General features: G+C 43.3%; 25 protein-coding genes. 10 read left to right on the top strand and 15 right to left on the bottom strand.

Going from position 1 to position 23,688, the window contains the following annotated elements:
* Positions 1 to 3 precede the first annotated feature (3 nt).
* The 10 genes from gspG (at position 4) to CSH92_RS02020 (ending at position 7,722) form a co-directional block, all read left to right on the top strand.
* A complete protein-coding gene (gene gspG / locus CSH92_RS01975) occupies positions 4 to 432 on the top strand; it encodes a type II secretion system major pseudopilin GspG (protein ID WP_100655920.1) in 429 nt (142 codons plus the stop codon).
* 16 nt (positions 433 to 448) lie between these two features.
* Complete coding sequence (locus tag CSH92_RS01980) at positions 449 to 859, top strand: prepilin-type N-terminal cleavage/methylation domain-containing protein (protein ID WP_100655921.1); 411 nt, start codon at positions 449 to 451, stop codon at positions 857 to 859.
* A gap of 9 nt (positions 860 to 868) precedes the next feature.
* Positions 869 to 1,294 (top strand): prepilin-type N-terminal cleavage/methylation domain-containing protein, encoded by a 426-nt coding sequence (locus CSH92_RS01985; RefSeq protein ID WP_124916899.1) that lies wholly within the window; start codon positions 869 to 871, stop codon positions 1,292 to 1,294.
* 31 nt (positions 1,295 to 1,325) lie between these two features.
* A complete protein-coding gene (locus CSH92_RS01990; RefSeq protein ID WP_164084631.1) occupies positions 1,326 to 1,934 on the top strand; it encodes a PulJ/GspJ family protein in 609 nt (202 codons plus the stop codon).
* Complete coding sequence (locus tag CSH92_RS01995; protein WP_100655924.1) at positions 1,931 to 3,010, top strand: type II secretion system protein GspK; 1,080 nt, start codon at positions 1,931 to 1,933, stop codon at positions 3,008 to 3,010. The genes CSH92_RS01990 and CSH92_RS01995 overlap by 4 nt, the downstream gene beginning before the upstream one ends.
* A complete protein-coding gene (locus tag CSH92_RS02000) occupies positions 2,982 to 4,058 on the top strand; it encodes a hypothetical protein (RefSeq protein ID WP_164084632.1) in 1,077 nt (358 codons plus the stop codon). Before CSH92_RS01995 ends, CSH92_RS02000 begins: the two co-directional genes overlap by 29 nt.
* 3 nt (positions 4,059 to 4,061) lie before the next feature.
* Positions 4,062 to 4,646: a hypothetical protein gene (locus CSH92_RS02005; protein WP_100655926.1), complete on the top strand. Its 585-nt coding sequence runs from the start codon at positions 4,062 to 4,064 to the stop codon at positions 4,644 to 4,646.
* 121 nt (positions 4,647 to 4,767) lie between these two features.
* Positions 4,768 to 5,118 carry a hypothetical protein gene (locus CSH92_RS02010; protein WP_164084633.1) on the top strand — a complete coding sequence of 117 codons (351 nt, stop codon included), beginning with the start codon at positions 4,768 to 4,770 and terminating at the stop codon, positions 5,116 to 5,118.
* A gap of 65 nt (positions 5,119 to 5,183) precedes the next feature.
* Positions 5,184 to 7,211 carry a secretin N-terminal domain-containing protein gene (locus CSH92_RS02015; protein ID WP_164084634.1) on the top strand — a complete coding sequence of 676 codons (2,028 nt, stop codon included), beginning with the start codon at positions 5,184 to 5,186 and terminating at the stop codon, positions 7,209 to 7,211.
* A 46-nt stretch (positions 7,212 to 7,257) separates the two neighbouring features.
* Complete coding sequence (locus tag CSH92_RS02020; protein WP_164084635.1) at positions 7,258 to 7,722, top strand: ribonuclease E inhibitor RraB; 465 nt, start codon at positions 7,258 to 7,260, stop codon at positions 7,720 to 7,722.
* A gap of 64 nt (positions 7,723 to 7,786) precedes the next feature.
* On the opposite strand, the gene CSH92_RS02025 is transcribed toward CSH92_RS02020, so the two are convergent.
* The 15 genes from CSH92_RS02025 to rfbA form a co-directional block, all read right to left on the bottom strand.
* Positions 7,787 to 9,541, bottom strand: coding sequence for a sulfotransferase family protein (locus tag CSH92_RS02025; RefSeq protein ID WP_100655930.1), 1,755 nt, complete (start codon positions 9,539 to 9,541; stop codon positions 7,787 to 7,789).
* Between the two features lie 41 nt (positions 9,542 to 9,582).
* Positions 9,583 to 10,215, bottom strand: a complete 633-nt coding sequence (locus CSH92_RS02030; protein WP_100655931.1) for a sulfotransferase family 2 domain-containing protein — start codon at positions 10,213 to 10,215, stop codon at positions 9,583 to 9,585.
* Between the two features lie 192 nt (positions 10,216 to 10,407).
* Positions 10,408 to 11,277 (bottom strand): glycosyltransferase family 2 protein, encoded by an 870-nt coding sequence (locus tag CSH92_RS02035; protein WP_100655932.1) that lies wholly within the window; start codon positions 11,275 to 11,277, stop codon positions 10,408 to 10,410.
* 8 nt (positions 11,278 to 11,285) lie between these two features.
* Entirely contained in the window at positions 11,286 to 12,167 is an 882-nt protein-coding gene (locus CSH92_RS02040; RefSeq protein WP_338063724.1) for a glycosyltransferase, read from the bottom strand.
* Between the two features lie 157 nt (positions 12,168 to 12,324).
* On the bottom strand, positions 12,325 to 14,082 hold the full coding sequence (locus CSH92_RS02045) for a glycosyltransferase family 2 protein (RefSeq protein WP_240612724.1): 1,758 nt from the start codon (positions 14,080 to 14,082) through the stop codon (positions 12,325 to 12,327).
* 8 nt (positions 14,083 to 14,090) lie between these two features.
* On the bottom strand, positions 14,091 to 15,248 hold the full coding sequence (locus CSH92_RS02050; protein ID WP_100655933.1) for a KpsE/RkpR family capsule polysaccharide export protein: 1,158 nt from the start codon (positions 15,246 to 15,248) through the stop codon (positions 14,091 to 14,093).
* A 2-nt stretch (positions 15,249 to 15,250) separates the two neighbouring features.
* Positions 15,251 to 15,901: an ABC transporter ATP-binding protein gene (locus tag CSH92_RS02055; protein ID WP_100655934.1), complete on the bottom strand. Its 651-nt coding sequence runs from the start codon at positions 15,899 to 15,901 to the stop codon at positions 15,251 to 15,253.
* Complete coding sequence (locus tag CSH92_RS02060) at positions 15,898 to 16,689, bottom strand: ABC transporter permease (RefSeq protein WP_240612706.1); 792 nt, start codon at positions 16,687 to 16,689, stop codon at positions 15,898 to 15,900. The genes CSH92_RS02055 and CSH92_RS02060 overlap by 4 nt, the downstream gene beginning before the upstream one ends.
* Before the next feature lie 10 nt (positions 16,690 to 16,699).
* Positions 16,700 to 18,442: a polysaccharide biosynthesis/export family protein gene (locus CSH92_RS02065; RefSeq protein WP_100655936.1), complete on the bottom strand. Its 1,743-nt coding sequence runs from the start codon at positions 18,440 to 18,442 to the stop codon at positions 16,700 to 16,702.
* 2 nt (positions 18,443 to 18,444) lie between these two features.
* The gene (locus tag CSH92_RS02070; RefSeq protein WP_124916902.1) at positions 18,445 to 18,801 is read right to left on the bottom strand and encodes a putative periplasmic lipoprotein; all 357 of its coding nucleotides are present in this window, start codon (positions 18,799 to 18,801) and stop codon (positions 18,445 to 18,447) included.
* Between the two features lie 63 nt (positions 18,802 to 18,864).
* Positions 18,865 to 19,929: a UDP-N-acetylglucosamine--undecaprenyl-phosphate N-acetylglucosaminephosphotransferase gene (wecA, locus tag CSH92_RS02075; protein WP_100655938.1), complete on the bottom strand. Its 1,065-nt coding sequence runs from the start codon at positions 19,927 to 19,929 to the stop codon at positions 18,865 to 18,867.
* A gap of 217 nt (positions 19,930 to 20,146) precedes the next feature.
* Positions 20,147 to 21,226, bottom strand: coding sequence for a dTDP-glucose 4,6-dehydratase (gene rfbB / locus CSH92_RS02080; protein ID WP_100655939.1), 1,080 nt, complete (start codon positions 21,224 to 21,226; stop codon positions 20,147 to 20,149).
* Positions 21,216 to 22,112, bottom strand: a complete 897-nt coding sequence (gene rfbD, locus CSH92_RS02085) for a dTDP-4-dehydrorhamnose reductase (RefSeq protein ID WP_100655940.1) — start codon at positions 22,110 to 22,112, stop codon at positions 21,216 to 21,218. Before rfbD ends, rfbB begins: the two co-directional genes overlap by 11 nt.
* Positions 22,109 to 22,663, bottom strand: coding sequence for a dTDP-4-dehydrorhamnose 3,5-epimerase (gene rfbC / locus CSH92_RS02090; protein WP_100655941.1), 555 nt, complete (start codon positions 22,661 to 22,663; stop codon positions 22,109 to 22,111). The genes rfbD and rfbC overlap by 4 nt, the downstream gene beginning before the upstream one ends.
* Positions 22,664 to 23,545, bottom strand: a complete 882-nt coding sequence (gene rfbA, locus CSH92_RS02095) for a glucose-1-phosphate thymidylyltransferase RfbA (protein WP_100656291.1) — start codon at positions 23,543 to 23,545, stop codon at positions 22,664 to 22,666.
* Positions 23,546 to 23,688 lie beyond the last annotated feature (143 nt).

Raw genomic sequence — 23,688 nt, forward strand, 5'->3', positions numbered from 1 at the left:
GTAATGCAGAGAGTTAGAAATCTTGGTTTCACATTACTGGAAATGATTGTGGTTCTGGTGATTATTGGATTGCTGATGGGGTTAGTTGGTCCACGCGTCTTTAAACAAGCTGACAAAGCCAAAGTACAAACTGCAGAAGCTCAAGTCACAATGCTAAAAGGCGCTCTGCAAACGATGCGCTTAGATATCAATCGTTTTCCAACGACAGAAGAAGGTCTTGCCCTGTTGATTAATAACAGTAATCCTGCAGATCCAAATTGGGATGGCCCCTATCTAGACGATGAAGTCCCCCTCGACCCCTGGGATCGCCCCTATCAGTATTCTTCACAAAAGACCAGAAACCAACCGTTCGAACTTTACTCGTATGGCGCAGATGGAAAATTGGGTGGCGAGGATTACGACGCTGACGTAGGCTACATCGCAGAGCGATAATTACTGAGCATATACTATGCAGCGTTTAGTCAAGAAGCATTATTGCCGCGGATACACACTTTTGGAGTTACTTATTGTCTTAGTGCTAATGGGATTGCTTATGGGATTAACTGCGCCGAGACTCGCGCAAATGTATGATTCAGTGAGCTTTTCGTTGCAAAGAGACGATGTGCTATTTCAATTACAAAGTGTGCCATTTATGGTGTTTCAACGTGGTGAAAGCTTTAGGTTACTAGACCTTAACGAAGCGCCCGATGCTGATGTCTTGGCTTTGCCGGACGGGTGGCAATTAGATGAAATTGGCACCACTGACGTGACCTATAACGCACTTGGATTTTGCTCGGGTGGCGAAGCTACATTTGTTAAAGAAGATCGGCGCTTACGAGTGCAATTAGATGCCCCAATGTGTCGACCAATTGTGTTGTAACTAACAATTATGCGAGTACCTCTCATTTATTCTAACCGTGGGTTTTCTCTATTAGAGGCGATAGTGGCACTGCTTTTAGTTACCATGGTAAGTATGGCAACGTTTTCGTGGATAAGTAATTTACTGTTGTCCATCAGTAAAATTGAAGAAAACGCTTACCGCAATGTGATGAAACGCAACGTGACCGAATATCTATCTGATGTGAATATGATGGCGCACCCGCAGGGCAGTAAAAGCTTAGGCGGGATCACTATTAATTGGACTGCAAATCTGGTTGAACCTATCAAAAAAGGGAAAAGTGTTAACGGTGGTAAGACGCCATTCGACATTGGTTTGTACCGGGTCACAGTGAACGTAGAAGATTTCACTGGTGAAAGAGCTGCGTTTGAACTTACACAAGTCGGTTACAGAGCGCTTTCAGATGGCATATTCTGACCATGCTAATGCTAAAAGCCGACGTGCGCGAATGAGAATGAGAGGCTTCACCCTACTTGAAATGATGGTGGTCCTCGTTTTAGTGAGTTTGATCACTGTTTTGATGATGCAGGGCTTTAGTTTTGTTACCGGATTACAGGAACGGATCCGTAAACAATTGGTGCAAGTGCAAGATGTGGAGCTTCGTGAGCAATGGTTTCGTGTTACGGTGCGATCTATGCACCGTGGGCGAAAATCTGATGATGCGCAATTTACCGGCGACCGCAATGAGTTTAGCGGCTTGACTCTACAGCCCCTCATACAACACTTGGGGTTGCCAACAAAAGTAACTTGGTATCTGGAGCCGCAGCAAGATAAAACAACCTTATTCTACAGTGAAGTCGATCATGAGCCTATTCCCATTATGACATGGCAAAATGCTAGACCTGAATTTCGGTTTTTGGATGCACAGGGGGAATTACAAAGCTCGTGGCCAGATGATAATCGAGGTACAGGGCTACCTTTCGACTTATTTGAAAACCCAGCAAATACCGCTTTGCCGCAAGGCGTCGCAATAATTGATGATTCTTCCGAAAGTGTTTTATTTTGGTATGTATCAATTTCCAACAATACCCTGCCAGAGGTTGACCCAGCACTATGATCCAAAGCTCAACACGCCAGCAAGGTTTCATTCTTGTCGCCTCAATATGGGTAATGGCCATTTTGATTATGATGGTTAGTGCTTTTGCCGTGTGGGTAGAAAAAAGTTTGGATAAAGCACTGCTTCAAAATCATCGCGCTAATATGGAAATCCATACAACTTCAACCCAATCCACTTTACTGTACCTAATTGCCACTCAAGGAGCTACTCAAGCCGGCATCAAAGTACCGATCGAGCAGTCAAATGGCGAACTTACCGATGTCACCTTGGATGACTTTTTGGGCGGTGCCGTGATTGATGATATGGGCTCAAAAGTTGTGACCATCGAAGGCTCAGAGCTGTACGTAGACGGCAGTTCCTATAAGGGTGTTGGCAACTCTCGGTTTTCACTTTTAGACTTATCGGGATTAATCCCCCTCAACTCCAGTTCACCAATTTTTACCGAAGAGCTTTTATCGCATTTAGCACTAGAGCCTGCTCGCATTCGACAACTCACAATGACTTTGCAAGACTATATAGACAAAGACAATGAGATGAATGCTAACGGGGCTGAATTGTTTCAGTACCAGCAAAGAGGACTACCTGCGCCACCTAATGGACAATTACTCTCAAGATTTGAGCTCAAAAATATCATTGGCTGGAGCGAGCTTGAAACCTTATGGGGTAATTCTGTCCTACACAATTCAATGGTTGCATCGACGATAGACCGGTACAACGTTAATGCGATGAGTCCTTTTATAGCGCAGGTTGTGTTTGACCTATCGCCAACTGAAGCAAATGTACTCGTTACCGAAGGGAAGAGGAAAAAGTACAGTCATTTTAAAGACATGGTAGACCGGACTGGATTAGCCTTGCACCCCTATTTCGACAGAGTAGAGTTTAACCCTTCGTCACGTTTCAGGCTCTCATTTTGGTATCCTGAAGCGAGACTTAAACGAGAACTTGATGTATACTTCCCGGTCGTTGTTCGTGCTGGTGACCTACCTTGGGTCATTAGCAGAGATCTAATAGTGCCTGTAACGGAATCTGAAGCCCTTGTTGAACCCCGTGAACCTCAAACACACCTTCTCCGCTAATCAGTATATTCAAGCGTCTCGGGAGGTTATTTTCCCAGAGAATTTGACGACTCGAGCACAGTGGATAATCGGCAGAAGTCTATGTTTGTACCGTACTTTTGAACTAGACGCTTTGCCCGATAAAAACCGTGAAGACGCTTTAAGTTTGTTAGTCAAACGCTGGGCGCCATTCTCTCGGGTAGGATACCACGCGGTATGGACTGAGCACTGTGTGGGAGTATGGGCATGGGACGCGGAGCGAGTTGAATCAGCGATTGAAGAAGTGGGTGTACAAGCTATCTCAACTCTGCCCGAATCAGTATATTTACCTAAATCCGACGAGACCAGAGCGCAGTGGCTCCCATCAGTGGATACCGGCAGGATTTTTCAACTCTGGATTAATGGAGTTTTAGTTGCCGAAAAGTGGTTTGCAGAAAAGCCTGAACAATCCAAATTTGACCTATTTTTACGTTCATTGACATTACCAGCATCTTTAACGATGGAGTGGAAAAGGCTGCAAACGTTGAGCCTCGAAGCTGCCGAGATTGAAGAAGTTGCAAGGCTTGCAACGCCTTGGGGAGCGAAAAACAAGACACTTTCGATAGTACAAAAACTGCCTTGGGAACACAGCCTTTTATTGTGCGGTGCAGCTGCGGTTCTGACTGGGTACGTGTGGGCATTTTCTTCCACGGTTTTTGCCACTATGGCGCTCAGTGAGATAAAGCAGCGAGCCGATTTAGTTGCTACGGAGGTTGAAACTGTATTAGATGCACGCTCAACAGCTGAAACCCTCAATCAACAAGCCCAATCGCAGATCTTACTCATCGATTACCCATCACAATCAAGTATGATGCTAGAGCTTGGACAAATATTTATGGAATTCAATTTAGTATTGAACGAATGGGACTTCAAAGGCTCTACGTTAGAGGTTGTATCCCAAGGTAATGTAAATACTTTAGATGTAGTTAAACGTATGGAAACTCTGGATTGGGTGGAGAGTGTATCTGTATCTTCCTTGCGCAATCGAAATCAAAATCGGTTTGTTTTGACATTGGAATCTCAGAGATAAGTCATGACCACTGTAAAAACACAAATTCTTGAACAATGGCAACAAGCAAGAGAGCAGATTGAAGCGAATACTCGCTTACGCGTTAGCTTATGGTTTATCGCACTATTGATCTTTGTCTACCCATTATTGCTCCTAGACGGTTTAAATACGGATATTCACGGTAACATTGAGAGAGAATTAGAGAGAGAAGCCAGAATTTTGCGTACTGCCAGCGAACAAGAGTGGTTTCAGCGAGCCGAACAGTTGAACCAGGTTGCCCAAACAATCGATGCTGCGTTTTGGAAAGCTCCCTCGCCCGGCATTGCAAAAGCAACTTTGTTTCAAACACTCACCGACTGGGCGCAACAAAATGAATTGAATAATGTGCAAATACGGCTTGAAGAGCCACTTGCGGTGAGCGGGCAGGCAAATATCTTCCGTATAGCAGGCCAAATTGACACAGCTTTTGATGTTACTCGTAGCCTCAAATTTTTACAGCAACTTGAAGCTAGCTCTAGCAAAATCGTGATTGAACAGATGGAAATTAGCCAACGAGCCAGGCCTTTACATCGCTTAGTTATAGCCGCTTACTTCAAGGTGGAGAGTTAACAGTCAGATGTCAATTAAGTCCTTAATTAGATTAAAAAAGTTGTGGGTAGCGGCAGTGGTATTAATGATTTTGGTCGCGTTTTTAGCCTACAATCAGCGGCCTTCGACACAAAGCATTAGTTTGGATGAAAGAAGCGATGAATGGGTAGTTACAGGCTTTTCATACGCAAGTGACAGCGAACCTTTGCTGCGTGCATTAAATGTCGACATATTATGGGGCAAGGAGAATGCTAGTGGCGAGACTCAAACCACAAGTGCCCCATGGTCTTTAAAAGGCACTATTGAAGAGGGTGATACCCGAATAGCCATTGTTGACGTTGATAAAGAAAGTAGAGAAGTTAAACGAGATCGCTACGTCAGGTTTAATGTCGGCGATACATTGCCAAATGGCGCTAAAGTAACGAAAATCGGCAAAAACCAAATAGAATTTGAAATGAACGGCGAAACTTACGTTAAAAAGCTTTATGAATAATTCGAGTAAGTCGCTGATAAACCGAGCAAATAGACAAAAATATAATGAAAATGCAGTGTGAAAAAATGAAAAATAAATGGATGAAGCAGATGCTTCTTCTGACCGTAGTTGCATCTGTGTCAGCTTGTTCAACTGTGCGTGAATATGATTTAACACCACAGCAGTTAAATGTGAAGAACAAACAAAGTACCAGCGCCAAGCAAAAAGATAACGCGAATAACTCGGACAGCATTGGCAGCGAAACTCGGATCACTCGCTCGCTCCCACAACCACCGCAGGGTAATTCAACCAATACTGCTTTAAGTTTCGAAGAAGCAATGAACTTAGAGGGTACAGAAATTGCGGTAAATATAGCGGGACTGCCATTACCTGAATTTATCCACGAGATTTTAAGTAACCAAATGGGCTTATCGTATCATCTAGATCCACGACTCGAAGATAAAAAGGATTTAGTAACGCTAAACATAGAGAAGCCTCTAAAGCCAAGAGAAATGTATCGTACCGTGCAAACTGTGTTGCAAGCGTACGGTGTAGCCTTACGCAGTGATGATGGGCTTGTACGAGTCGAGTTCTCGCCCTCAGGAGCGAGCACGGAACCACCGATCCTCGTCAGTGGTGCAGCCCTGCCTACTGTGCCCGCTACACACCGCCCCGTATTTTATTTGATGGACTTAAATGTTGTTCAAGCTCAACGTGCAGTAGGTTGGCTAGCACAAGCGTTTGAAGGGCAGAAGGCAAAATTCAGTTCAGATCCTGATCGCAATGCTGTATGGCTTAGGGGCTCTTTAGATATCGTGAAACAAGCGGCTGAAGTAGTCAAACTAGTCGACCAACCTTTAATGCGTGGTCGACATAGCATGCGAATAGAACCTCGTTACTTGGGTGCAGACGTATTATCCAATAGATTAACTCAAATGCTGCAGGCCCAAGGTTACTATGCCCAGCAAGACAAACCTGGCGCGGTTAGTCTATTTACTATTGAAGAAACAAATAGCATTATTGTGTTTGCTAACGATAAAAATGTCTTGTCTTACGTAGAGGATTGGGTAAGAGACCTCGATCAACCTCTCAAGCAAACCAAAGGCGATAGTGTTTTTTATTACGAAGTCAAAAATACATCTGCTCAAGATGTAGCCGATGCTATAAATGAACTTCGTTCACGCAGCGCATCTTCAGGTACAGCTAACAATAATTCCAATTCAGGCTCAAATGCAAACTCAGCTGGCGACCAAAGAGGCCAGCTGGTAGTTGATTTAGGCAGAAACGCTTTGTTGTTTTATGGCTCAAATACCGACTGGGTTACGATGCTACCAGCGATAGAACGCTTAGACCAGCGGCCATTACAAGTACTGATTGAGGTGATAGTTGCCGAAGTTACACTGAGCGACAGTTTCTCGTTTGGAGTAGACTGGGCAATTAATAATGTCGGCTCGGATCTTTTTGGAGGGGCGACACCTGAATCTATTGCTATCACCGGCGGCGCGCTAACCTTTTATCCAATAAGTTCGTCTGGCTACACGCGTGCAGTACTCGAGATGCTTGCGACTGATAGCAAAGTTAACATTTTACAAACTCCACGAATATTAGTCAGAAGCGGCCAAGAAGCCACCATTAACGTGGGTAACGAAGTTCCTATTATCGCTGCGACCCAAAGCAGCCAGGAAGGCGGAGCTATTACGCAAGAAGTTCAATACAGAAGTACCGGCAACAGCTTGTCGGTTAAACCCGTGATTTACGCGGGTGGCGAGGTTGACCTCGCGTTAACACAAGAGCTGAGCTCTTCGATCCCTGACAGTACCAATAATACGGGCTCTCCTACAATTTTCACACGCCGCGTATCAACCTCCTTGAGTATTCAAGATGGCGGATCAGTGCTCGTGGGTGGACTTATAGATAACAGTGAAAATGAATCTGAAAGCAAAGTTCCCTTCTTAGGTGATCTACCGTTTTTAGGCAAGCTGTTTACCACAACTTCAAAATCGACATCACGCACCGAATTAATGATTTTAATAGCTCCTTACGTGGTGAGCAGTGCAGATGATGCCAATGCTGTCACAGATGCATTTAAAGAGCAGTTAACTCTACACAACTAAGATGATTAGTAAGAAATTAATCTAGATATCAATAAAGGAGATGAAAATGCGGTTATTAGCCTTACTTTTACTCAGTTTCTCTGTAGCCATTTCTGCCGCAGATGAGGGTGATCAAACAATTAAGGTACAGGATTCAAATACAGAGGAACGTGAAATCGTATTGGATGGACACCTCTCAACTGCGCAGTTGGCAGAGCAATTTGAGGCTATTCAAGCACAAGGTATTGACACCAGCAAGCCCTATAAGTGGGAGTTTAGATTTACTGCAAAAGTGATGAGTTCTTTAGAAAACTTCTCTCAGATGGCCCATGCTTTGGATTTTTGGCCAGTCGCTTTGGAAAGTGACGTAAAGGGTGGTAAATACTGGTTGTATATTCAGAAAACCCATCAGTACAACAAAAGTGAGTTTGTCGATGAAGTAACAACCCTGTTTAAGATGGCTGACTATGGAAATTTAGACAGTTTTGACGGATTTAGTATAGATAAACCCGACACAACTGCGGCAAATTAGGCAATATTAAAATCACCATGAGCCACGAGTGATGAGTAAGTACTTGTGGCTTTTACGCTAGATTCTATTGATACCCCCACTCTTGCATATATTCACCGCACAATGCATTAACGGCAATCACGTCCTCTTGCGCATAAACCTTAGCAGTCGCCCCTCTTCGGATCGAAGCTACTACAGTTTTGGGCATTCTATCGCTCTTGATTATGCTTGAGATGAACGCCAACGTAGCTTCTGGCTTAGCAATCAAATCTTCGTAGCGAATGACATGAACGCGTTCCTTGTCTCGCCTAATAAGTTCCGCTAAATAGTTTAAATATAATGCGCGCTTAACTGGTGTGTATGGTTCCTGTCGAATGGCACTAAGTAAGCGGTGTTGCACACCATCAAGCAATGGGTCACTCTGGTCAGTAAAAGGGATGATATCAAAGTTAACGTCACGCAAATGCTCAAAGCTTTTCTTCCATGATGAAATAACATCTAACGGGTGGCGCACCATGATTATCTTCGGCATGTTTGGATGTGCATCACACAAGATCCTCAAACGTGTAAGAAACGCCAGTGGATTTTTAATCGCTAATGAGAAATCTGTGCGAGTTACTGCTGGTTGGTAGCGTCGACGAACATCGTTCAAGCGAGTGTCTTCGATCACGTCACCGGCTTCATTAACCTTGTTGCTTACGCCTTTGCCTAATAAGATATCGGTTCTCAACTTTCGAAATAGTAATCCAAGCTCATGACATTCAGGATCACTTTGAATGGCCGCAAAGACTTCCTGTGGCTCGTTGATTACCACTGTATTCGGTACCTTATGCAATAAATTGCATAACAAGCTAGTACCCGACCTTGGCAACCCGGAAATTAAAAAGTTCACATCATCGCTTAACGGTTGTCGAGCAGCAGGGGTGAAAAGGGTCAGAAGTCGATTTCTTTTAGGACTCAAGGCTGATTTATGCCTTTCAGCACGAGCAATAACGGCCTCCCATCGTGGGTACAATGCAATCAGCCTTTTTATCGCAGGAACCCCTCGCGACAACTGATGAACCACTTTGCTTAACATTTTCTCCTGTTCAATGACCTCAGGGGAGTGGTAATGACATAAGACAGGCTTCTTTTCAGCGTTAATACATTTCAAGTGGGCGGGATAATTAAATGCCTCTGTGAGTACCTCAAAAGGGTAACCCATGCTTTTTGCAGCTACTGGCAAGGCGATTTGATCAAGCCAGGGACGTTTGTGCTGAATTTCATTACATGTATCAATTTGTCTAGCAACCGACAACCAAGTCTCTGAAAAAGCTTCACCATCATGCACGGCAACAACACCGGCATTAAAGTACGGCAGCATTAATGCTTTGGATACCGTAGACAACACACGTTCTTTTGGTAACGCTTCACCAATAAAACTATAAGCCCGTTCCCATTGCTTGGGGCTTCCTTGGTAAGTATTTAAATCTGCAGGTTTAGCCTTTAACCCATTGGTTTTTAGCTGATTGAAATCGAGCGGCCCCAAACACAGAATGTCACTGTCCATAAAAACCGTTACAGAAGCCTGTGTACTAACTCCAATCGCTGCAAGTTTATTCCCAATCGGATAGTCTCTACCAAACGGAGATTCGATAATCACCTTGCGAACAGATAGATCTGCTAACGCTTGATGCGTTTGTGCCGACAAGTCTCCCCATACATCTGGAGATGGAACCGCAGCCACAAGGTCTACATTTGCTAAATTTCCGTATTTTCGTAATGAAGCAGCTAACAACAACCCTTTGAGTTCAAGTTCTCCGGCTTGACATACAAAAACAATACACAATTTATCAGTCATGTGGCCTCGGCTTGATCACACCCAACTTTGAACCACTATAACTAAAACTCATAGCCGAAATACTCCAAATCCTCAGCAAAACGCTCTTCAATAATTGTCCGCATTTCTTCACTATAATATTTGCGATAATCTGTGTGGCTAGACTTATTAATATGTGGCAAAGATACTAACGTTAGCCCTTTAATTTTACAAAGCCGTTCCACATCACGAGATAGATTCTCGAACCGACCAATAAAGTCTGCCCCAATATTTCCATCTGCTGTCTTAAGGTAGTCCGTCTGATTATATAAGAATGGTTTCCACCCTGACCTATCGGTTGCATCACTACAATTAAAAATAAACTCTTCAAACGTTGATGACTGGCTGAGTACGGTTTGCCAGATTTTGTTATAACCGGGATTTTTTTGCATTTCATAGTCAGACAACAGCCTTCCCGATTCCGTGATCATACTGTACCAAGATACAAGTCGGTCAAATGGATTTCGCACAAAGCCTACCTTAGTATATCGTTCGAATTCGGCACCCATTTTTTCTTGGGCGAAACGCAGTGGGTCATGGGGCCTTAAAAAAGCCTCAAGATCACAAATTTCTTGCTTCAAGAAACGAGTTAAACTTGTGCCTGCAGTCTTTTGAATGTGCACAAATAGTAGGGAGTGGTTAATACTAAGTAACATGAATGGTCTGTTCTAATAGCGTTTGTTTAGCGGTTAATAGCTTAACAAAAATTTATCAGGTAAATTTAATTGAAAAATAAAACGTGTCTCAGCCATCTGAAATAACGATTTAGAGCTGTGTATTTAGGCAGATAATCCGACTTACAGAAATAAAATGATTTCGTTTAAACGGTCACTAGGAACACTGGTTCGTTATTTCCAATTATCGGAGTACGCGCCAGTGGCCCCCCACAGTCCATCCCAAATACCACATAACATAAATTTAATCCGTTCCCTTCTTCGAGATTGCAAAATACTGTTGGCAAAGAAGCGAATCGGTAAGACACAAATATTTCGAATTTTCCAATAATTAGGTACATACCCTCTGCGTAATAATAAGAAAATATTTCTGAATTGATAATACAATCTTACCGGCGAACCAACTTTATAGGTCACACCAGCGAACTTACTGCGAGCATCGCCTAGTTTATGTACCATTTCTACCTTATCGGCAATAGCGACCATTAAATTCTGTTCTTTAGCGCGCCAACACCATTCATGGTCAACACCGTCAATAAACAAAGATTCATCTTTGAGCCCAATCCGCTCAACTTTCGACAAATCTATCATCATGCCAGACGAAATTATCTGAGTAACACACACTAACTCTTCATATCGGGCCACTTCACGTTGTACTCTGGGCCGCACGGTTTTCTCAGAAAAAGAACAAATGATCCGCGGACCAACAGCTACTAATGGGCGATTTTGCTGACGCGATGCAACCAGCAAAGATGAGAGGCGAAATGCAAACTCCTCGTTTATTTCACTGTCTTGATCTAGCAACATAGCGTATTCACACCCTGCCGTGATCAAATCACGTAAGCCAACATTATGTGCTGCGGCTACGCCAATGTTGTTAGCAAAATGATGATAATGAACGTTATCTGATTTCAGTTCAATCTGGGTTGCATGAGGAGAGTTATCAATGATTGTAACAACATCAACCTGTTGACTTACTGAGTGCAGTAAACGCTCAGTTTGAGCCATATCCGGTTTGTACAAAACAACAGCAGCACCAATCAATGTCTATCTCACTTGTTTAAGAAGTAGCGATCGATTTTATAGGCCAGCTTTATAAGCTTGGCCGGCATTAACCTCAAGAGTATAACAGCACATGCATAAAAGACATTGAAAAACGTCCTGCATCGTAAAACTCGCATAGCATAAAAACGCGCTTTAAACTCATTCAAGGACTTATTAAATCCCCGGCGCTTATAAAAGTCATTAACCCGACGAAACTTAAGTAACGCATCAGGCAAATTTGCAAATCTAAACCCGACGGCACACAACTCTATCCACAAAAAATAGTCTTGCGTATTTTTAAGCTCTGGACGATACCGATGCCCTTTAGCAAAAACGTCCATACGAATTGCTACAGTTGGATGATTTAGCGCACAGCGTCTCGGCAGTACTTTAAAGATTTGTTTATGATCAAGTGGCAATTGACGCTGGCCAACGATTCGACCTTTTTCATTAATCTCCACTAAAGAAGTCCCGAGAATCGAAACTTCTTTATGCGCATTGAAGAACTCAATCTGCTTACTAAGTCTATCCAACTCCGAAATATCATCCGCATCCATTCTAAAGAAGTACTTCGCACTAGGCACTTGGTCAAGCACAAAGTCGACTACATAATTCATGCATTGGCTTAGGCCAACATTATGCAGTCCCTTGAATAGAATGACATTTTTATTCTCAGCCGCTACTCGCTCTAGATACTCAAGCATAAGCACATCGATTTCACCATCGACGACGATCGCAAACAAAAAGTCACGATAAACTTGCTCAAGAATGCTATCAACCGCTCGGGAAACCCAATCTAATCGGTCCTCAGCATATACTGCCATCGCGACCACTGATTCAACCTGAAACGACAATTCAGCTGCGCCGCTGATTGTATAAGAATTACTCAATTAATGACTACACCTTACGCCATCATTGCGCGCATGTGTCCGCAGCCATGACAGCCAAATTTTAATCGCGCTAGTATAACAAAAATAGCAATCGAATATACTAAAGAATAGTGTGAAAAGGCGAAGCACAAAGTGCTCCAGATATACTTCTGGTGAGTTACTCTTTTATTGCGAAATTTTCTTGTCGCAAAGTTAAGTTGGGACTATATGCTGGATCGGCCGCTATGAACTCTGCCCATTGCTCTTTCAGGTAGTTAAGTTCTAGTTCAAATCTAGCGCGTTTTTCCGGTGTATTCTCTGAACCACGAGAGACTGATTCGTAATGAAACAACTCTGCCTGTGCACAATACAAATTACGATGCCCTAGAGAAGCAACTTTTAAACACAAGTCTACATCGTTAAACGCAACTGCTAACTTTTCCTCATTAAAACCATTCACCTGATTAAAGAGAGTCTTTTGAATCAATAAGCATGCAGCTGTGACTGCACTAAACGAATGAGTACAAGCAATACGATTTAAATAACCAGCATGGTAATCAGGGAAATATTTGTGCGCATGCCCAGCCCCACCGCCATAACCTAGGACTACACCAGCGTGTTGTATACGTCGGTTCGGGTAATAGAGCTTTGCACCAACGCATCCAATATCGTCTCTTAATGCATGCATCACCATATTCGACAACCAGTCAGGCGATATAACTTCAATATCATTGTTAACAAAAGCAAGCACGCTGCCATGTGCTTGCTTAACTGCAAAATTATTAATTGCAGAATAGTTGAACACAAAGGGGTATTGAATGAGCCTAACCTTAGCCTCTTGTGCTGCTAACTGGTTAAAATACTCTATCGATTCTATGTCATCAGACTGATTGTCAATAAGCAAAATTTCATAATTACTGTAACTTGTTTTGCTTAAGATTGATTGAATACAGGTCTCAACAAGTTCTCGCCCATTTCGTGTCGGAATAATAATGGAAACCAGTGGACTCTCATCCATAGGCCATTTCACAATCGCGTGCCCATCAGTACTATTTTCCATGAACGTGACAGGCCAATGCATATCGGTATAAAACGTGCTCACATATTTCCCCCAAGATTCTTCAAATACAACTTTTCGATGCAATAAGCTGAAAGCGACATGACTAACCTTCAATGCGGGGGTTTTGAAATTCAGGTCCGCAAGCCACAGAGCTAAACGCATTGGATGCGGATCAGGCATAACGAAGCTAACCAATTCTGCCTGTAAGCTTGGTTCACGCACACAAAAACCTGAATCTATATAACCACTTGCCAGCTGCAAATCAGGATCCCAGCTAGGAAAACACTTTGCATCACCTCGTGTACCATTTCGCTGAACGATATCATGATCACAAGTCAGGATATTCGGAGAAACGAGCAACTCGCTGGCAAAAGCTGCGATTGCTAGCTCATGGATAAATTCTCCATTGCGAAGAACGACCAGAGGAATATCACCTGTAAAATCATTTTGCCCGCGCAACACGCAAACCTTTTCGAAGGAAGAATAGATCGCTAAATTGGCTTCGTAATTTGCGTCAATTACAAACACTGTGGCAATGCGTGCGTTAAGCACGAGCGCCTGAATAGCTTCGCTGGGGTCCGAACCCAAGGTATTCACCAGCAGCGCGTTCATCTGCAGCGCCTCGTCTAAATCTGCAGCTAACAAGGCTAGTTTTTGCTCTTGCTGTTGAAGTAGTCTGTTGTATCGAGCTTGCTGCTTTTTGGGGGAAAGCGTGCCATAGAATAAATGAGAGAGGTGCAAAACTCTTGAGTACAGCTCAAGTAAGCGGTGCTGCTCTCTTAGACGTTTACGCCAACTATCTGGTAAACGATGTAAAACACTCCGTGCGCTAAGTAAAAAGAAACGTAAAACAGCACGTAAACTCAGCCCTTTCATCAAGTTCACTAACGCCTTAGCTCGTTCACTGTCGCGACAAACACGCGACAAATGCCAAATGCTAAAATATTCAACACTAAAAATAATGCTATGTTATAAACTCGATTAGGATATAAAGCCTCCTCTGGCTGCGTAGGTGATTCAATCGTAACCAGATACTTCAATTGTCTATATGCTTCAATTCGTGATTTTTCTAGTGAGACTTGAGATGAGGCATAGGCTTGCAGTGCAAGCTCCAAATCAATCTTGAATTCACTAAACTTGGCTAATATCTGACTCACACTTAAGTTTTGTTCGTCATCCGGTAAGTTTGGATCTTGTTCTGCTTGTTGAGATAGGCGAGCACGTTCAGAGTTAAGCTGCTCCTGCAAACTATCAATCTCAGCCTGTGTTTGTACCACCAAAGGAGCACTTGCACTCATACTTGAGCGTAAAAGTCTCAGTTGAGTTTGTTTAGCCGCTAATTGAGCTTCTAATCGATAAGTAATTTCTTGTAGCGCCATCCCCTCAGCTTCAGGGTTCAGTAAATTGTGACGCCGCTGGAAAGCGAGTAGTCTAGACTTAGTTTCGCGCAGTCGCTCATCAACTAGTTGATGCTCTTGCTGTATAAATCTTAGCTGCTCTTTCGCTAAATTATGCCCAATCTCGTTAATAAACCACTCGGCTCTTGCGACTATTGTTTGGTTCATTTTGTGTGCATAGGCGGAATCAAAAGCCTGAACTTCAATACTGATCACTTGTGAAGTTTCATCAATCGCGACCTCAACATGACTCTTAAAGTACTCGAGCAACTCTTCTTTCGTCGGCTCTGTATCTAAACGACTAAATATGTCGAAACGGCGATCGGTATAGTGCTCAGAAATAGACAATTGAGCATCTAAGAATTGCAACATGTCGTTAGAGTGAATAAACGCCTTAACAAGTTCGGTATCTGAACTGCCAGAACTCACCCCAAAACCCGAAAGCAAAGCTAGTGAAGTATCCAGTGTGGCAGCCGAATCAGGTTCCTTCACAATCAACTTCGCCTGACTGACGAAACGATCGGATGCAATCAATATTTGGTAAAGAGCAAACAAAAGAAAAGGAACTAAAACAAACGCTACAAATGGCTTCTTAACGAATGTTACAACTGTGTTTTTATCGGTTTGGAGTATTGAATCTGTCATACTTAGAGCGCCTGATACCGTTCAATCCCGTGCTCGAGATCATTATAAAAAGTTAGATTACCTTCATGCAGCACAATTGCACTATCACAGAACTGCCTAATTTCACTCATTTGATGACTTACCATAATGACATTTGCGTGCTCACTGAGCTCTTCAAGAGCCTCTTTGGCTCTCTTCCGGAATGTTGCGTCACCAACAGATGTGACTTCATCGATTAGATAAACGTCAAAATCGATACCAATGGAGCATGCAAATGCCAATCGAGAGCGCATACCACTAGAATAATCCTTAACTAGCAAGTCAAAATGAATACCTAATTCGGAAAAGGCCATTACGCGGTCCTCATAATTAGCTAAATTCGCGACACCATTTACCCGCCCAATAAAACGCGCATTTTCTCTTCCGGTCATTTGTGGATGGATGCCTGTCGCAAGAGCAACCGGCCAAGATAAGCTCAAATCAGTTTCAATGCTGCCTGAATTAGGATATTCACTACCAGCTATGAGCCTAAACAATGTTGATTTCCCTGAACCATTGGCACCTAAAATCGCAATGTTATGTCCGTCCGGTATAGTAAAATTTAGTTCTCTAAAAATAAACTGGTTACCCAGTGGACTGGGATAATACTTTGTGATGTTATTTAGACGAATCATCGACTTATCGCCTGCTTCCACGATACAAAGTATACCGCTAATGATAAAAATATTGAGGTCAATACTACTGAAAATAGGAACATTAAGCTCACCCCTTCATTTCCATAGGTGTGCGCAAGGCTGTACCGGCTTAATTCAATTGCATGTAGTATTGGATTCCACGCTAGGTAGGGCCAAAACTCTTGCGGAATGTCCTGCAACGAAAAGAACGTACCGGAGATAAAAAACATAGGCCTTGAAACTAGTTCGCGGATTTTACCTATCTCAGCAATATACAGTTCTGCAATTCCCGATAGTAAGCCCAACGCCCCAGCAAGCATTAAGAGCAGTGAAAAACAAACGATGAATTGCAAGCCATCTACTACTTTAATATCAATACCGAGAAAGTACATGATCACTAAAATACTGATGAGGGAAAATACCTTAACTAGGAATTCGAAGAGCATTGCGGCGATAACTGCGCTGATGGGTTGAACTTGTCGAAACGCAAACAATGCTTTATTTTTCTTAATCGACGTAGCACAAGCCGTTAAGGTTTTAAGAAAACTTTGAATATACAGAACACCGATGGCCATAAAGGTAAAGGTCGGCAATGTATGTGTGATAGGGCCGTTAATCAGCTCACGAATAAAGGCCAATGCGACAATAAACACCACCGGGTTTACTATCGCCCAGCTCATACCAAAGCGATCATTAAACCCAGTCTTTATCTCACGTGTAAATAAGGCGAAAATAACATCTCGCCACACCATCCATTTACTGCGTTTTTGTAATGTTACGGTCGCCAAGACAAATACACTAATCTAGCGCCACATTGGCGGTGATAGCGATCTGATACAAAATTTGCGTAATATCTTTGACGCTTTGCATAATTTTGCTATCGACCTTAGGTAACACCAGTATTTGGTCACCGGGTTGTAACTTATACTCTCTGTTGCCGGAGAACCAAAAGCCACTATCCCCTGTGGATACAAAGCGACTCAAGCCATTCGCTCGGACAATGACTACTTGGTCGGTATCTGCTCGCTCCGTAAAGCCGGCAGCCCATGCGATATAGTCGCCGATTTCCGCTTCTGCATTGAAAACCAATGCTTGCGGCATTAAAACTTCACCTGAAACTTGAACTAAGTCAGTGTTCTCAGGGATTACTATTTCATCTCCCTGCTCTAAACGGATGTTCGCTACCTGATCATTGTCTGCGACGATAACTTTCCCTAACGGCTCGACTTTTCTGGCTCGCTCAATAAATTGAGATACGAGCTGAGCTTCTCGTGAACGAATGAGAGCTTCGCCATCACTGGATGCCGGCGCGGTAAAAATACTGCGCTCCAGGCGCTGCAATGATTGTTCAATCAGGTACTTTTGTTGTTCAACAACACTTTTGCGCTTGATATAAACATGTTTGTAATTTGCCGAGTCTGGATCAATAGCAACATAACTCAACAAGTCAAGTAATCGGGTGCCTTTCTTCAGAGTATAAAATGAAGGTCCTTCATAACTTCCCGAAATTTGAACACTTATTACCTTCGGTCTTATGTCGTCATTAAACAATACGACATCACCATCTTCGACCGTGAAATTTTGAAACTCTTCAAAAGGGACATAAACAGAAATTGGTCCCTGCTCGCGATTACCTGTCACCGCTACGTGGGTTGTCTTCTTCAGTGGTCTCGAATAGTGAATTAAGTCGCTACCAGCACGATTTTCAGGCTTTAATTCAAATCTAAAGGGGTATCGTGCCGCCCCTTCAACCGTGATCATAGGCCCCTGCTCAGACACCAAAACAACATCATCATCTTGAAATGAGAACTCGTTGAGTTTACCCAGTTTAAGAAATTCATAAATGTCATAGGACGCAACTGCCTGCCCGTCCCTAAGAACTGAGATTTCGCGGTAACTGCCACGATAAGGATCTATCCCACCAGCCTGACTCAAAAAAAACAGCACTGAATCAGAAGCTAATCCTGCATATTGTCCTGGACGTTTCACTGGACCAGCCACATAGACACTAACGGGGGTTGCCGTCAACAGATTTACGTAGACATTAACATTATTGGGGTAAATCGTTCGAATACTATTGGTAACTACCGCGTTTAACTGTAAAGCTGGAATATTACCAACAGAAATAGGGCCTACGTCAGGCACGAAAATATTCCCCTGATTGTCAACAGTCACTACTTGCGAACGGGTTTGAGCGCCCCACATTTGAATCGCGATTTTGTCACCAGGAGCAATCAGATAACGGCTATTCAAACCATCGCTTCTTTCAGCTACATAACCACCTTTGAACAAATTACTACCGAATGGTGGTGGTAATCCTTTTTCCGCAACGGGGATATCTTCATCACTTTGGACTGGCGGTCTTGGTTGACGGCCTATATTACGACCATCAGATTGAATGTACTGCGACAAGTCTACTTGTTGTGACTGTGCAGCCATTTGTGCTTGCAATAATTGTTGCTGGGAAATGTCTTGTGCCAGTGAATTTGAACTTAGCAGAATAAGTACGACAACGACAACATTAACTATGTTAACTCGCATAATCACTGTTCCTCATAGCTATCTAACATATGCATATCAGATAAAACTGCTGGCACTGCAAACCAAATACCCTGGCTATTCCTGCAGTACAAATCTGTATCCTGAGGGCTTTTTAAATAGCGACAGTGAATACCTCTGGCAGAATAGAAAACTGGAGATAATTCGCTAGGGCCAATACCTCCTTTGTGGGTGTTTTTAGAGGCGGGCTGTTCTAGTAGCTGTTGTAATGCTGATGGCGCAGCCGCTTCCACCGAAAGTTCTGTTTTTGAGACTAATGGTATCTGCGCATTTGATTGCTTAGACGCCGAACACCCTGCCAAGAGCGCCATCATTCCTAACGTTACAAATAACTTAATCATATACCCTGAAATGTTTTTATTGTGTCAAACGCGACAACGCGATGCAGCCCAAAAAAACCGCTTTTAGGCTCCGAAAGTTTTTCTCACATATCGCAGGATTACCCAAATATTTTGCAACACTGCGCTATACAGGATTAACAGAACCATAAAGCTCCAAAACATAATATATTCTGGCACTTGGTACAATTCACCCATTATGCCGATTGCAGCGTAAACAACGCCTAACAACAAGATCATGGCTAATGCTCGACGGGATGAAAGACCTGCGCGCATGAAAATAAAATGCAGATGCTGACGATCGGGCTTAAGCACGGATTGACCTTTTTTAGCTCTGCGATACATAATTGCAGCCATGTCCATAAGAGGGAGCCCGATGATCCAGACTGCCGTTATTGGGCGCATCGCAGCATCTGCTCCCTGGGTAAAATCAACCATTAGCCAAACAATCGTCAGGCCCACGAACATGCTACCGCTGTCGCCCATATAAATTTTATTGCCTTTAAACCCTTTCCAACTAAGGTTAAACGCTAAAAATGGCACTAAAGCAGCTACGATTAACATGGGAGCCATGATCGCTTGCCCTTTATTACCCGCGACCAATAAAAATACTACAGCTAATAAAACAACTAAACTGATGCCGCCAACAGAACCATCAATACCATCGATCATATTGAAAGCATTGATAACACCAACAACGCATATAAGTGTGAAAAAGTATCCAGCCAAATCAAAAGTAATATTGCCAGTACCAAATATATTACCTAAAGACGTTATATAGTTTTGCGCAGCCAAAGCCATAATAGCCGCGACACAAAACTGACAAATCAAGCGCCCTTTTGGACTGAGATCAAATTTATCGTCCAGCATTCCCAATAGAACGATAAAAAATGAAGCGGTGAAAAACCAAGAACCATTTTTAATCCATACATCAGTAAGAATACTGGCTATAAGCACTGCTCCAAAAACTGCAACGCCACCCGTTAAAGGGATAACTCCAGCGTGTTGCTTGCGCGCTCCGGGATGATCAACAAGCCCTAATTGGTGAGCAAATGGTGTCATGAGAATAAGGAGAATTACCGCTACAAAAAAAGCGGTGAAGAGTGGAATAAATTCCAAATGTGCAAACATAGAGTCTAATGTCCCTTGCGGTTATCAGGCGAAACTAAAGCCTTAAACGTGGTCTTTCTTATTTTAATTATTAAGATTACTGATTTGTCTCCGACATGCGCAAAGCAAAAGCAACTCCCGTTTTGTCACACTCGGATTCAATGCTTCCGTGCTTCTGGAAGTATAACAAGAGACAGTAACAAGAATCTAGCACTATTAATGCTTACCCGATACAGCTTCAATCGTCTTTAGTAAGCAGTGGTAACCACCATTCTTCATTTGATAAATACCAAGCGACTGTTTTACGAATGCCGGATTCAAAACTTTCCTTTGGCATATAACCCAGTTCTTGCATACTCTTTTTAGGATTGATCGCGTATCTACGATCATGTCCAGGCCTGTCTTGGACATATTGTACCAGCTGCGCTGAATTGCCAGCATGCGCACTTTTAGCCAACGGGTACTTTGCAGCTAAAGAAACATCATTTGCAAAAGCTTCATCTAGTAACTCGCATATTAAAGTAACAATATCAATATTGGTCCACTCATTATTCCCTCCAATATTGTAATTCTCACCAACGGTCCCTTTACTCAACACTAACTCAATGCCTCGAGCATGATCTTCAACATACAACCAGTCACGGATTTGCTTACCGTCGCCATACACAGGTAATGGTTTGTTGAATAAAATATTTGTGAGTACTAGCGGAATAAGCTTTTCTGGGAAATGGAAAGGCCCATAGTTATTAGAACAGTTGCTGGTACTTACCTGTAATCCATAGGTATGGAAGTATGATCTGACTAAATGGTCGCTAGCTGCTTTACTTGCCGAATAGGGCGAGTTTGGAGCATACGCCGTTGCTTCCGTAAAAGCAGGATCGTCTGTTGCTAACGTGCCATAAACTTCGTCGGTACTGACATGATGAAAACGATGTTCAGGTACGCTGGGATTGTTCCCTAACCAGAGTTTTCGCGCCGCTTCGAGGAGTGAAAATGTCCCCACAATATTCGTTTCAATAAACTGACGAGGGCCAGTAATTGAACGGTCAACATGGGACTCGGCGGCAAAGTGCACAATCGTATCAACACGTTCTGCAAGCATCACTCGTTCAACGAGTGCTTGGTCGCAAATGTCGCCTTTAACAAAACTAAAGCGAGGCTCACACTCTAATTTTTTTAGACTTGCATAGTTACCTGAATAGGTAAGTGCATCAAGCACAATGACTCTGTCGTTGGCATTGTTGGCTAACCAATAATATACGAAGTTTACGCCAATAAACCCCGCACCTCCGGTTACCAGTAGCGTTCTATCTGTCATTTTCTGTATTCTTTATTTCATCGTTAATTTTGTTCATTACGTCAGTCAGCGCGGCTTGCCAATGAGGCAGATTCAAGGTTGGTAAAGCCTGCCGCAATGAAGCCGTGCTAAGTACACTGTAATGTGGTCGCTTAGCTGGCGTTGGAAACTGATCACTTGTTATTGGGTTTATCTGCACAGGTTGTGAAATAAGCCCTAAGCCTTGAGCTTGTTGGTAGATGGCGATAGCGAAATCAAACCAACTAGTCACACCAAGGTCGCAGGCATGATGCACGCCGATCAAACGTTGCTTAACACTTTGCAAGCACACACGCGCAAGAGTATGTGCCGACGTGGGTGCGCCAACCTGATCCATAACTACATTCAACTCATTCCGAGTCGCAAATAAGCGCAGCATCGTCTTAACAAAATTGTGCCCACACTCTGAATAAACCCAACTCGTGCGCAAGATACATGCGTTCTCTGAGTATACTTCAGCTACAGCTTTCTCACCCGCCATCTTCGACTCCCCATAGGTATTTATAGGGGCATAAGAAGTTGTGGGTAAATACGGTGACAGCGCTTCACCTGAAAAAACATAGTCTGTTGATATATGTACGAAATACAACGTTTGGCGACGACAAAAATCGACTAGATTAATCACCGCCTGAGCGTTGAGGGCGAAAGCAGCTTCACGCTCATCCTCGGCTTTGTCTACGGCGGTATAGGCAGCGGTGTTAATGATCCCTTGAATGTTCTCCAACGGTTCCAATTTGCTCGCTATATCCGCACTATCCAATAAATTGATATCATCACGTCCGAAACAGCGATAGGGTTGTTTCTCAGCTTCACATAAAGCCACACAAGCACGAGCCACCTGCCCGGATTTGCCAATAATAACTATCATAGTGACGTAAACTTAGGCGCTTGCGCAAAGGAAATACCCGCCGCGTCTTTTGCCGACAGCGATGGTTTTAACGCTGAGTCAAATGGCCATTGAACGCCAATTGTGGGGTCATCAAAGCGAATAGAGACTTCCGATTCAGGGTGATAGTAATCACTGCACTTATAGGTAAACTCGGCCTGTTCACTGGTAACATAGAAACCGTGAGCAAATCCTGCCGGAACCCACAATTGAAGCTTATTTTGTGCCGATAACAATACTCCGTACCACTGACCAAATGTGGGCGAAGATTCACGCATATCAACCACAACATCAAAAACTTCACCCGCAACCACGCGCACTAACTTACCTTGAGTTTGCTTAGTTTGGTAGTGAAGTCCTCTTAATGTGCCTCGCTGCGAAAGAGAGTGATTATCTTGCACTAAATCAACATCCGCACAATGTGCACGAAACCACTCTGTTCGAAAGGTTTCCATAAAAAAACCCCGCTCATCACCAAATACTTTAGGTTGGATCAGCTTTACATCGCCAAGTGCTGTCTCGATTACTTCCATTTACAAATGTCTCTCATTTAATATTTTCAATAAGTACTGGCCATAGCCACTTTTCAATAAAGGCTCCGCAAGGTTGCCTAACTGCACTTTACTGATAAAGCCTTTGCGATAAGCGATTTCTTCCGGACATGAGATTTTTAACCCTTGTCGTTTTTCAATTGCAGCGATGTAATTAGACGCATCGAGAAGACTATCCAATGTGCCGGTATCTAACCAGGCGGCCCCGCGCCCTAGCAACTGCACGTTAAGTTGTTGCGCGCGAAGATAGGTTAGATTCACGTCGGTTATTTCCAATTCCCCTCGCGGTGAAGGTTTAATCTCTTTCGCTATATCAACCACTTGATTATCGTAAAAATACAATCCCGTAACCGCATAGTTTGACTTTGGTTGTTGCGGCTTCTCCTCGATGGATATGGCCTTCCAGTTATCATCAAAATCAACGACACCGTAACGCTGAGGATCGTTGACATGGTATCCAAATACGGTTGCCCCATGCATAATATCGGTCAGTTTAGTGAGCTTACTCTGAAAGTCATGGCCATAAAAAATATTATCGCCAAGGATCAAGGTAACAGGATCAGAGCCAATGAATGTCTCACCGATCAGAAAAGCCTGAGCTAAACCATCGGGTGACGGTTGCTCAGCGTATTCAATGTTTATACCCCACTGCGCCCCATCGTTTAGTAACTCTTGGAAGCGAGGCAATTCAGCTGGCGTAGATATAATCAAGACATCTCTTATGCCGGCTAGCATAAGAGTAGACAATGGGTAATAAATCATTGGCTTGTCGTAAACAGGCATTAACTGCTTACTCACCACTTGCGTCAATGGATGCAAACGAGTACCCGCCCCACCCGCTAATATTATCCCTTTTCTGGCCATTAAATCTCCGCACTGCTCCTGTTTCTGGCGCGCGATCATACCCTCTTTAGTGAAAATTCTCGACCTCTAATTGCGCGCTTTTAAACGGACTAGGAATACCTTGCTGAGCTTGAACGCAGTTATGCCCTTGCGCAAGGTTAGGA

This window comes from Neoalteromonas flava, assembly GCF_002807685.1.
Classification (GTDB): domain Bacteria; phylum Pseudomonadota; class Gammaproteobacteria; order Enterobacterales; family Alteromonadaceae; genus Alteromonas_E; species Alteromonas_E flava.